The organism is Streptococcus sp. 449_SSPC (assembly GCF_001073005.1).
Classification (GTDB): Bacteria; Bacillota; Bacilli; order Lactobacillales; family Streptococcaceae; genus Streptococcus; species Streptococcus salivarius_F.
In genome coordinates, this window is record NZ_JVGR01000022.1 from 211,545 (window position 1) to 222,839 (window position 11,295).

Here is an 11,295-nt window from a genome sequence, read left to right on the forward strand (position 1 = left end):
CTCCCTTCTTATCCTTTAGGACGTTTAGCACCGTATTTAGAACGGCTTTGTTTACGATCAGCTACACCTGCAGTATCAAGTGCACCACGGACGATGTGGTAACGTACCCCTGGAAGGTCTTTTACACGTCCACCACGGATAAGAACAACGCTGTGTTCTTGGAGGTTGTGTCCGATACCTGGGATGTAAGCAGTAACTTCGATAAGGTTGCTCAAACGTACACGAGCGAATTTACGAAGGGCTGAGTTAGGTTTCTTAGGTGTCATTGTTCCAACACGTGTTGCAACACCACGTTTTTGTGGTGAAGATACGTTAGTTTGAACTTTTTTGTGGCTGTTGTAACCAACGTTCAAAGCTGGTGATTTAGATTTAACAACTTTTGATTGACGTGGTTTACGAACCAATTGGTTAATTGTAGGCATCTACATTCTCCTGTGTTTTTTTATTTTTGGTTGATATGGCACTTGGTGACAGCCCATATCTTTGTGTACTTTTGCAACTTATGTCAGCACGTCTCTGTACACTTTTGAGAGACCAAAAGTAAAAAGTACCGTCTAATATAGTATCATTTTTTGATGATTATTGTCAAGACTTTCTTGTTAAAAAGAAAAATTCCTAATCGTTAAATTAGGAATACTATCGTAGATTAATTATTTATCAAAAATATTACCGACTTCAACTTCTACCTTCTGTGCTTTTACATCGATGTCAGAAACAGTAAGTAATGATTTATATTCATGGATATCACGATCGCCTTTAGCATTTTCTGCGAATACAGCTACACCTACTAACTCACTATCAAATTCTGAAAGCAAGCTAATCATACCCGTAATGGTACCGCCACCTTTAAGAAAATCATCAACAATAAGGACGCGGCTATTTGGTTTCAAACTACGTTTTGAAAGGAACATCTTTTCAATACGATCACTTGAACCACTAACGTAGTTTACCGATACGGTTGAACCTTCTGTAATTTTCAAGTCACGACGAACGATAACAAATGGAATGTTCAAGACATCTGCTACTGCATTTGCTAAAGGAACTCCTTTGGTTGCAACTGTCATAACGGCATCAATTTTTTGTCCTTTAAAGGCACTGGCAATGATACGACCAACATTTTTTAAAATAGACGGTGTACTCAATAAATCAGATAGGTAGAGATAACCACCTGGTAAGATACGATCACTCTCGGAAAGACGTTTACAAAGATCTTCAACCAGACTTCTTGCATCTTCATCAGAAATAGTCGGTGTAAACATAACGCCACCAGATGCACCAGTTACTGTTTCGATTTCTCCTATTTGACTTTCCTCAAAAGCTTTTTTAATGATAGCAACATCTTCTGAGATTGAAGACTTTGCAGCTTCATAACGTTCTGCAAAGGTGTTGAGGCTTGTCAATTGATAAGGATTATTAATCAGGTAGTTTGAAATCACTACCATGCGCTCACTTCGTTTTAATTTCATATGTTACCTATATTTTCTGTACTTTTTAACTATTATACCATAATACAGCAAAAAACGAACATTTTCATATGAAATGCTCGCTTAATTTCGATTTTAATCAAATTTTGGCTTGTAGAAAGAACGATTATCCATAGCAAAGAGACGATTTGTCATTTCTCCTGGACCTACTAGGTTAAGGGCTGTCGTCATCATCATCATACTGGCATCAAGATTATCAATCATATGAATAATTTCTGCCTCCATAATACGGGGGCGCACTGGACTACCATACTCTAGTTGTCCATGATGGCTGAGAATAACATGACGCAAAACAACGACATCCTCACGCGTATCGTCAATATTGAGCTCCATGAGCACCTTAGTGATTTCTTCATCAATCAAAGCAATATGACCAATCAAGTTTCCACGAACCGTATACTCAGTATTTTCAGGACCAGTAAGTTCAATAACCTTAGCTAAATCATGAAGCATAATTCCGGCAAAGAGTAGACTCTTATTGAGCTCTGGATAAATATCTCCAATGCTGTCCGCTAAGCGAACCATAGTAGCTGTATGATAGGCTAGTCCACTTTCAAAGGCATGATGATTTGTTTTAGCAGCTGGAAAAGTGAAAAACTCTTTATTATACTTTCGATAGAGGGTACGAACAACACGCTGCCAAGTTGCTTCCTCAATCTTGAAAATCATTTGCTCTAGGTATTCGCGTACTTCGGAAGGATTTACTGGTGGTTTCTCTTTGAAATCAGCCGGATCATTTGGCTCACCAAATGTAGGCAAGCGTAAGGTAATTTGGTTTACCTGAGGAGTATTATTATAAACCTCTCGACGGCCCTCCATATGCACTACTTTACCTGCGGTAAATTCTTCGACATTATAAGGCTGAGCATCCCATAGGTTGCCTGAAATCTCTCCAGTATCATCCTGGAATGTAAAGGCAATGTAATCCTTTCCTGCTCTTGTCTTACGTACCTCTGCACGCTTAATCAGATAAAAACCTTCAAAATACTCGTCTTTTTTCATTTGATTAATCTTCATGCTTGTCCTCGTTTTCTAATCGTGGTAAATCCAACAAACTTTGTGTCGCACTGTCTTGATAGGTTTCAATTGTATCAAGAGCTCTAACAATTGCCCTACTCCTTGTGTTAAGAAGACTATCGACGGTTTTACTTGCTGTATTCAATTGTTTCTGAGCTTTAGCTAACATATCTCCAAACCTGCCAAACTCTAGTTTGACGTTGCCTAAAATCTTACTAATATCATCCGCATTCTTTTGAATATTCAAAGTTCTAAATCCTACAGACAATGAATTCAAGAGTGCTGATAAGGTTGACGGCCCTGCGATAACAATATTCTCCTCGCGACGAAGGGCATCAAAGAAGGCTGGTTGACGTACTACCTCAGCATAAAGTCCTTCCGTCGGCAAAAATAATATACCAAAATTTGTGGTTTCAGGTGGGTTAAGATACTTCTTGTTAATATCCTTTGCAAATCGCTTAATACTAGTCAAAAGTGACTTACGGTGATTCTCAATCTCCTCTTTATTACCAGACTCATAAGCATCTTCCAGACGATAGTAATCTTCCAAAGGAAACTTAGAATCAATGGGAAGGTAGATATATTCATCTTTATGGTTTCCTGGCATTTTGATTGCATATTCAACTCGTTCACTTGAACCTGATACCGTAGGAAATTCTCGCTCGTACTGATTAACAGTCAATATGTCTTCAATAATTTGCCCTAATTGAAGCTCTCCCAAAATACCTCGTGTTTTTGTATTTGAGAGGACCTTGTTAAGACTTCCAACATCCTTGGCTACATTTTTCATTTCCCCCAAGCCCTGGTTAACCGACTCTAATTGTCTTGAAACCGTCTCAAAAGAGGCTTGTAAACGTGTTTGTAAGGTTTGCTCAAGTTTCTCTTCAACTGTCTGACGCATTTGTTCCAAACGTTTCTCATTGGAATCCTGCATATCTTTAACAGCTTTGGTTAAGCTTTGGTTTATTTGCTCAAGGCGTTGGTCGGAACGGTCTCGATTATCAGACAAATTTTGATGTAAAACCTCTCGGATATCTGTCAACTGTTGATATAGTTCCATCTGCAATTGGTTCAATTGCTTTGTTGTTTCCAGTTGGTTTGTCTTAGCAAAACTTTCCAATTGAAACGAAACTTGATCTGAAAGATTATCTGCATTTTCTTCCAAACTCTTATTAATCTGTTCTTTTAACTCCATATTCTTCAAGAAAAGAGCAATAAGAATCCCCAAGCTTAATAAAGTTAAAAGTGTAAGTAGATAGATCATACTAACTCCTATCTTTAGTCTGGATGACAATCACATATCCATTTGGCACAAGCACTTGAATAGGACCATCAACGAATTCATTGCTAGAATAGATTTTCTTCTGGAAATAATTCATACTAGTTAATTCGTATTTTGCTCCCAAAATCGTCAGTTCTCCATCTCCTTCATGTAAAAAAGAAACATATGTCATTCCGGGTTCTGGTAAAACTTTATGACTTCCTTCTGGATAATAAGTAATCTTATTTTGCTTATCTCGCAAACAGATACGCCTCATAAAAGGAGCTAATTCAGGATCGCTGACCAAAAATATATTTGATAACATATGATCAATTCTGCCACCAAAAGCACCAAAAATAGTTACTTCCGCCTCAGGATATAGCTGAAATATAATTTTTAGGGCTAACTCTGTATCCGTATCATCCTTTTCAGCTGGAGCAATCATACAATCTTTGGCAGCTGATTGAATCATCTCTAACTCTGACCGAGATACTGAATCAAAGTCTCCGACAGCCAAATCAAGAGGTAAACCTAAATCCAACAAACGTAAGCACGCACGATCCACCCCAACAAAATAATCAAAATCGGTAGCGAACCACTCTAGCTCACCACCGACAAATAAAGCTATTTTAGGCATCGATAGCATCACGAAGCGTTTGAACTTGCGCTGTCAAATCAGGATTTTTGAAGAGGTAAGAGCCCGCTACAAAAACATTAGCCCCCGCCTTGGCACATGCTGCAATAGTGTTGTTATCTACACCACCATCAACTTCAATATCGAATGAATAGCCACCTTTTTCACGAAGCTCCACAACACGCTCTACTTTAGACATCATTTCTGGAATGAACGCCTGACCACCAAAACCTGGATTTACAGTCATGATAAGTACTTGATCGACTAAATCAAGTACAGGAATAAGTGCCTCAACTGGGGTTCCAGGATTAATCACAACACCTGCTTTCATACCAGCAGCTTTGATTTTCTGGAGGGCACCATGGATATGCTTAGTGGCTTCAACATGAATAGTCATGATATCTGCACCAGCTTGTGCATAGGCATCCACATAACGCTCAGGATCAACAACCATAAGGTGACAATCAAAAACTAACTTGCTATGTTTACGCATGCTAGCAACCACATCTGCTCCCCAACTGATATTAGGAACAAATTGACCATCCATAATATCAATGTGAACATATTCCGCACCTGATGCATCAATACGAGCTAGTTCTGAAGCAAAATTAGCGTAATCAGCAGCTAGGATAGAAGGAGCAATTTTATATGACATGAGAGACCTACTTTCTTTTTACAGTTTTTTTATATGTTTCACGACGATTTTCAATTTCACTTAAAAATTGAAGGTAATTATCATAACGGACTTGCCAGATCTGGCCATTTTCAACCTCATCCTTAACAGCACAAGAAGGCTCATGGGTATGAGTACAAGAACGGAATTTACAGCCATGACTAGCTTGACGGATTTCCGGAAAAGCTTCACTCAAGTCCTCTGCATTATCCACTTCATAATCTAGCGAAGAGAATCCTGGTGTATCAGCAATCTTCCCACCATGAACGTCATAAAGACTTACAGCCCTTGTAGTATGACGTCCACGACCTAGACTGTCTGAAATCTCACCTGTTTCTAAATGTAACTGTGGGGCAATACGGTTCAACAAGGTTGATTTTCCAACACCTGTCTGTCCCATAAAGACTGTTATTTTATCAGTCAAGAGCGGCAATAGGTCTTCCAAACTGAAGATAAAATCAAAACCAATTTTTTGATACTGTTTTTGAATAGCTTTCATTTCTGAATCATCTTCAACCAAGTCCATCTTAGAAATATAGATTACAGGCTTTATATTTTTATGCTCTAGTAAAACCAAAAAACGGTCCAAAAGATTACTGTTAAAATCCGGTTCCTTAGCAGACATAATAACCACAGCCTGATCTATATTGACAATGGGTGGACGCACTAAACTATTGATTCGTTGACCAATTTTTAGGATATAACCTTCTGAATTTTCCTCTGCTGAAAATTCAACAAAATCTCCAACATAAGGTGTTTGTCCTTTTTTTCTAAAATTTCCTCGTGCACGCGTCTGGTATACAACACCATCATGCTCTACATAATAGAAACCTGCCAGTGCTTTGATAATTCTTCCTTGCAAGTGAACTCCTCATTCGTTTAATAGCCCTATTATATCACAAATTAGAAAGCTTTTCTGGAACAAAAAAACTGATCTTCCATTTCCCATGGGCCTCCTTGCATTTTCAATAGATTGCAGTATAATAGGCATATCATCTGCGGAGGTGGTGGAATGGCAGACACGCATGCTTCAGGCGCATGTGCTTTTTCAAGCGTGAGGGTTCAAATCCCTTTCTCCGCATAGCTAAAAATCCCACTGAGATTCAGTGGGATTTTTGAATTATAGGCCTGCTTCTCTCAAAGCATCTGATAAGTGTGCAAAATCAGAAATAGATAAAGCCTCTCCACGAATAGAAGGTTTTATATCTGCAATTTCCAAAGCCTGCTCAAGTTGGGCTTTCACTTCCTCAGATTTACCAAAATGATTTGTTAAATTATTCCACAATGTCTTACGACGATGGACAAAGCTAGCCTTAGCCACTCGGAAAAGGAAATCCTCATCTTTAACTTCAACCAACGGTTGTTCACGACGCGTCATCTTCAAAATAGCTGAGTCAACATTAGGGGCTGGTACAAAGACTGTACGAGGGACAATGAATGCCACTTTAGCGATCATATAATACTGAACAGCAATTGATAGAGAACCATAAGCCTTACTATTAGGCTCTGCAGAAATACGGTCAGCGACTTCTTTTTGCATCATAACGACAAATTCTGCAAAAGGAATCTTACTCTCAATCAAATGCATCAAGATTGGCGTCGTAATATAATATGGCAAATTGGCTACGACCTTAATTGGTAGTTCTGGATTTTTAAATTCTTTTACTCGTGTCTGTAAATCCGCCTTGAGAACATCTTCATTAATCACGTTAACATTATCATGATCACGTAATGTATCCTCCAAAATCGGAACCAATCGATCATCAATTTCAAAAGCCATAACTTCCGCAGCATTTTCAGCCAAGAATTCTGTTAATGCTCCAATACCAGGTCCAATTTCAATTACATTGACATTTTTATCAATCTCTGCCGTATCAACAATTTTTTGTAAAATATTTGTATCTGTTAAGAAGTTCTGTCCGAAAGACTTCTTAAAGGTAAAGCCATGGCGTTCAAGGACAGCCTTGGTCACGCTATAATCTGCAATTCTCATTTATTCTCTTTTCTTATTAATTTCACGATTTTTATATTTGGACAAAAAATAGGTCCAAATTCTTAATTATCCCAACCTCTATAATAAGCTACTTAATAGCGATTTGATTTTAAGATTACTGGTAGTCTAATAATTTGACATAGCCTCTTCCAGCTCCTCTAGAGTGATTCCAAACAATTCCAAACGTTTTAGAAGCTGCTTTCCATTGCAATAACCAATACGAAGCGCCTCGCCCAAATATTCTCGACGCTTTCGACTATCTGCTCCCATTAGTAGTCCTAACTTCATAAGATTTGATTTACTAATATCAAACTGATTATCATCATCGTAACTACCTAGAACTCCAGATAAGGCCTTTTGAAGATCCTCAAAACTCGCATGCTCAACACCCAATGAACGACCTTTAGTCTTAGATTTTGGTGTTGCTTCCCCACGGTTTAAAAAAGCATGCTTTGCTGTCGGAACAGCTTCCATGATGATTTTACGGATACGTTCACCATTATAGTCTGGATCAGTAAAAACAATCACCCCGCGTAAATCATTAAGCTTATTGATACGCTCTAAGTCGTCTTCATTGATAGCAGAGCCTCTAGTCTCATAGGTATCCACCTCATAAAAGCGTCTCAAATTTGCAGTATCATCCTTACCTTCTACCACGATGACTTCTTGAATTTTTATTTTATTCATCCAGCCCAAAAATCCTCATCGCATTATTATAAGTAGCCCTAGCAACCTCTTCACTTGTTAAACCACGAAGCTCAGCAATCTTTTCTACTACGTAACGTGTATAGCCTGTACGATTCTCTCGACCACGTTTGGGAACGGGTGCCAAATACGGTGCATCCGTTTCAACCAGAATCTTATCTAAAGGTAACTTCTGAGCAGCTTCTTGGACATCCAAAGCCTTCTTAAAAGTCACAACACCTGAAAATGAAATCATCATCCCAAGATCAACAAATTTTTGAGCCATTTCTAGGGATCCTGAGTATGAGTGCATAATCCCCCCACGAGGACCAACACCAACTTCTTTAATAACAGCGTAAGTATCCTCTAATGCATCACGTGTATGGACAACAAAAGGTAAATTGTGTTTCTTTGACAAAGCTATTTGACGCTTAAAGACATCAATCTGAATCTCTTTAGGATCTTCCATCCAGTAATAATCCAAACCGATCTCCCCAAGTGCCACTACTTTCGGATTATCCAATTGTGATACAATCATATCCTCAATTTCCTGAGAATAGGACCCTGCTTCCGTAGGATGCCATCCAATCGTACTATATAGTTGATCATACTTCTCTGATAGTGCTAAAGATTTATCAATTGTCGGCTTATCAAAACCAACAATATTCATTTTTATAACACCTAGTTCAGCTGCAAAATCTATTTCTTCTTGTTCTTTTCCTGCAAAATTATCCACATTAAGATGGGTATGCGTATCAAAAATTCCAATCATAGGTCTATTATAACAAAAACGAGCGAGCATAGCTCACTCACCTTTTCATTTTATTAAACAAAGAGTCGCATATATTCTATCTTTGTACAACGATTCATTACAATATCCTGTCTATTCGCTTGACGAAGAATAGTCTCAGCCTCCTCATTCTCAAGACCAATTTGACTCCAAAAAACTTTTGCATCTGTCTCAAGAAAATCATAAGCTACATCTGGTAAAAACTCACTTCGTCTAAATACATCAACAATATCAATCGAAAATGGGATATCTTTAAGATAAGCATAAACATGCTCTCCTAGAAGCTCCTGACCTTCTAGTTTGGGATTTACTGGTATGATACGATAACCAGCAGCTTGTAGAAAATGAGCAACCTGATAAGATGCTGCCTCCTTGCGATGAGATAAACCAACAATTGCAATCGTCTTTGCTGATTTTAAATAAGATTCTATAACCTCAGCACTAGGATTTTGAAATGAATAAGACATATGACTCTCCTCGTCGTTCGAATAAACTAAAAATAAAAATCCCTAAACGGGACTGTGAAGATTAGTTAGCTAAGCTCTGCAACGATAGCTTTAATTTGTTCTTTTGTATGTACACCTGCAACTTGCTTAACAACCTCACCATCTTTTTTAAAGAGTAAAGTTGGAATAGACATGATTCCAAACTTCTGAGCTGTTTCTGGGTTCTCATCAACATCAATTTTAACAATCTTAAGTTCATCTTCTGAAATCTCTTCAGAAAGTTGCTCAAGAATTGGTGCTTGCATCAAGCAAGGCCCACACCAAGTTGCCCAAAAATCAATCAAAACGAGTCCTTCAGCTGTTTCTTGTTCAAATGTAGCATCTGTTACTACTTGTGACATATATTCATCCTCCTAGACATTATAAAACTTTTGTAGACCTATTCTATATGATTCTAAAGACCATTGCAAGAATTTGACACATACATAAAAAATTCTTATCAAATATTAGTCATTGCCTATCATAGACATCACTTGCTCACAGCCTATCTTGGGAGTATAATAATAAAAAACTATAAAAATAGAAATGAGTAAATATGGATAAAGATGCAATGATTACCTATCTCATAGGTGAACTCAAAAAAGAAAATCTAGAATTACATGATTTGATTATCCCAGAAGAACTCGAGGAAAAGCAAAAGCTTCTCAGAGCCCTCTTTAATACACGTAAACCAATGGCAGCATCAACACAATTCTTGACAATACAAGACCTTTACCTACAAGTTAGGAAAGGGGAACGTGGATTTGTACAACTCAGTTCACTCCAGCCCATCCCTCAAGATGATCGAATCTACCTCTGGAAGGGTGATATTACAAGACTTGAAGTAGATGCAATCGTAAATGCAGCCAATAAAACCTTACTAGGATGTATGAAACCACTTCATGATTGTGTAGATAATGCTATTCATACATATGCAGGTGTTCAGTTACGCCAAGCTTGTTTCGAACTCATCTTAGAACAAGGATATGAAGAACCCGTTGGCATGGCTAAAATCACCCCAGCTTACAATCTTCCTTCTGCCTTTGTCATTCATACTGTAGGTCCGAAAATAGTTGACCAACCAACACAAATTGATGAAGATCTTTTAGCAAAAAGTTATCTTTCAGTATTAGCACTAGCCGAGAAAAATAACATTGAATCAATTGCTATTCCATGTCTATCAACTGGAGATTTCAATTTTCCAAAACAAAAAGCTGCCAAAATCGCCATTCAAACAGTCAAAACCTTTATTAATGAGTCAAGTATAATAAAAAAAGTTATATTTAACGTATTTGATGATGAAAATTTAGCAATTTATCAAAAACTGCTTGCTGAATAAAAAAGAAGAAAATCAATATGATTTTCTTCTTTTTTTATTGCATAACTGAATGCTCTTTTAAAAGATTAAAAAATGAGGGATAATCTCTTTTAAGATTAACAAAACCACCATCCTTAGATAAGAAACTATGTTCAGAAGCAGCTGTACAAACAAGAACACCATTCTGATTTACCATATGGTATACAAAAGAAAGTCTAGCAGATTTAACACTTTTAACAATAATCTCAATAGAAATCTCATCTGCAAAAGTAGAAGTAGCTTTATAGTCACAGGAAATTGAAGTAACAGGAGAGATAATTCCCTCCTCTTCAATTTTTTCATAAGGCCAACCTATCTCTCTTAGAAAAAAAGTTCTAGCCTCTTCCATCCATCGTACATAATTGGAATGATGAGTAATACCCATTCTATCTGTTTCATAATACTGGACCTCGTGTTTACAAATAAACATAAGAACCTCCAAAAAAGATTAAGAAATAAAATCTAAAATGTCATCCTCAGAAAGAGAAGAGTCACAAACAACCTTAGCAGTTCCATTTTCTGAAACAAAGAGAGCTGGAACGGTAGCAATACCATATCTTTTACGCAAAGCTTGGATATCTTCAAGTTCTTCACTATTTTCACTATTAATATAGAAAATAGTAAGATTTGAATTACGTGCAACATTAGATAATTTAGGTTCAAAAAGTTGACAATATGGACAAGAAGAACGGCCAATAAATAAAATAAACTTATCTGTAGAAGAAATTTTATCTTTAGCAGTAGTAACAGAAATAGGTGTAAATGCTGATGCAAAATTCGACATAATAATACCTCTCAATTAAAATATAATCATATCATATCTGAAATTAAGAGTTTTAACAAGTAAATAACTTAACAAAAAAGCTAGACCTACGTCCAGCAATGAAATCTATACTCCGCCAGTAGGACTCGAACCT

The 11,295-nt window shown here is 37.2% G+C and carries 15 protein-coding genes and 1 tRNA gene; 2 read left to right on the plus strand and 14 right to left on the minus strand.

Annotation, left to right across the window (positions count from 1 at the left end; translation table 11 throughout):
• Positions 1 to 8: 8 nt before the first annotated feature.
• From rpsL to rsgA, 7 genes are all read right to left on the minus strand, one after another.
• On the minus strand, positions 9 to 422 hold the full coding sequence (rpsL, locus tag ADH51_RS05315) for a 30S ribosomal protein S12 (protein ID WP_002884809.1): 414 nt from the start codon (positions 420 to 422) through the stop codon (positions 9 to 11).
• Positions 423 to 650: 228 nt separating this feature from the next.
• The gene (purR, locus tag ADH51_RS05320; RefSeq protein WP_002891918.1) at positions 651 to 1,466 is read right to left on the minus strand and encodes a pur operon repressor; all 816 of its coding nucleotides are present in this window, start codon (positions 1,464 to 1,466) and stop codon (positions 651 to 653) included.
• A 93-nt stretch (positions 1,467 to 1,559) separates the two neighbouring features.
• Positions 1,560 to 2,501: a 3'-5' exoribonuclease YhaM family protein gene (locus ADH51_RS05325; protein ID WP_048674989.1), complete on the minus strand. Its 942-nt coding sequence runs from the start codon at positions 2,499 to 2,501 to the stop codon at positions 1,560 to 1,562.
• On the minus strand, positions 2,491 to 3,765 hold the full coding sequence (locus tag ADH51_RS05330) for a DNA recombination protein RmuC (protein ID WP_048674992.1): 1,275 nt from the start codon (positions 3,763 to 3,765) through the stop codon (positions 2,491 to 2,493). The genes ADH51_RS05325 and ADH51_RS05330 overlap by 11 nt, the downstream gene beginning before the upstream one ends.
• 1 nt (position 3,766) lies before the next feature.
• On the minus strand, positions 3,767 to 4,399 hold the full coding sequence (locus tag ADH51_RS05335) for a thiamine diphosphokinase (protein WP_048674995.1): 633 nt from the start codon (positions 4,397 to 4,399) through the stop codon (positions 3,767 to 3,769).
• Complete coding sequence (gene rpe, locus ADH51_RS05340; protein ID WP_002884311.1) at positions 4,392 to 5,051, minus strand: ribulose-phosphate 3-epimerase; 660 nt, start codon at positions 5,049 to 5,051, stop codon at positions 4,392 to 4,394. Before rpe ends, ADH51_RS05335 begins: the two co-directional genes overlap by 8 nt.
• A 7-nt stretch (positions 5,052 to 5,058) precedes the next feature.
• Positions 5,059 to 5,931, minus strand: a complete 873-nt coding sequence (rsgA, locus tag ADH51_RS05345; protein WP_022495977.1) for a ribosome small subunit-dependent GTPase A — start codon at positions 5,929 to 5,931, stop codon at positions 5,059 to 5,061.
• A gap of 136 nt (positions 5,932 to 6,067) precedes the next feature.
• Here rsgA and ADH51_RS05350 point away from each other — a divergent pair.
• Positions 6,068 to 6,150 (plus strand) — tRNA-Leu (locus ADH51_RS05350).
• 39 nt (positions 6,151 to 6,189) lie between these two features.
• Here ADH51_RS05350 and rsmA read toward each other — a convergent pair.
• The 5 genes from rsmA to trxA form a co-directional block, all read right to left on the minus strand.
• Positions 6,190 to 7,062, minus strand: a complete 873-nt coding sequence (gene rsmA, locus ADH51_RS05355) for a 16S rRNA (adenine(1518)-N(6)/adenine(1519)-N(6))-dimethyltransferase RsmA (RefSeq protein ID WP_048674997.1) — start codon at positions 7,060 to 7,062, stop codon at positions 6,190 to 6,192.
• Between the two features lie 126 nt (positions 7,063 to 7,188).
• On the minus strand, positions 7,189 to 7,749 hold the full coding sequence (rnmV, locus tag ADH51_RS05360; protein ID WP_013991215.1) for a ribonuclease M5: 561 nt from the start codon (positions 7,747 to 7,749) through the stop codon (positions 7,189 to 7,191).
• The gene (locus ADH51_RS05365; protein ID WP_048675023.1) at positions 7,742 to 8,518 is read right to left on the minus strand and encodes a TatD family hydrolase; all 777 of its coding nucleotides are present in this window, start codon (positions 8,516 to 8,518) and stop codon (positions 7,742 to 7,744) included. Before ADH51_RS05365 ends, rnmV begins: the two co-directional genes overlap by 8 nt.
• Positions 8,519 to 8,571: 53 nt before the next feature.
• Entirely contained in the window at positions 8,572 to 9,003 is a 432-nt protein-coding gene (locus tag ADH51_RS05370) for a CoA-binding protein (RefSeq protein ID WP_014635075.1), read from the minus strand.
• A gap of 65 nt (positions 9,004 to 9,068) precedes the next feature.
• Positions 9,069 to 9,383, minus strand: a complete 315-nt coding sequence (trxA, locus tag ADH51_RS05375; RefSeq protein WP_014635076.1) for a thioredoxin — start codon at positions 9,381 to 9,383, stop codon at positions 9,069 to 9,071.
• A 194-nt stretch (positions 9,384 to 9,577) separates the two neighbouring features.
• Here trxA and ADH51_RS05380 point away from each other — a divergent pair, with 194 nt between their 5' ends.
• Positions 9,578 to 10,360: a protein-ADP-ribose hydrolase gene (locus ADH51_RS05380; RefSeq protein ID WP_002884817.1), complete on the plus strand. Its 783-nt coding sequence runs from the start codon at positions 9,578 to 9,580 to the stop codon at positions 10,358 to 10,360.
• A gap of 34 nt (positions 10,361 to 10,394) precedes the next feature.
• Here the strand turns inward: ADH51_RS05380 and ADH51_RS05385 are convergent, their stop codons facing one another.
• Both ADH51_RS05385 and traF read right to left on the minus strand, forming a co-directional pair.
• On the minus strand, positions 10,395 to 10,808 hold the full coding sequence (locus ADH51_RS05385) for an acyl-CoA thioesterase (RefSeq protein ID WP_002884641.1): 414 nt from the start codon (positions 10,806 to 10,808) through the stop codon (positions 10,395 to 10,397).
• Positions 10,809 to 10,826: 18 nt separating this feature from the next.
• Positions 10,827 to 11,162 carry a conjugal transfer protein TraF gene (gene traF, locus ADH51_RS05390; RefSeq protein ID WP_048675000.1) on the minus strand — a complete coding sequence of 112 codons (336 nt, stop codon included), beginning with the start codon at positions 11,160 to 11,162 and terminating at the stop codon, positions 10,827 to 10,829.
• Between the last annotated feature and the right edge of the window lie 133 nt (positions 11,163 to 11,295).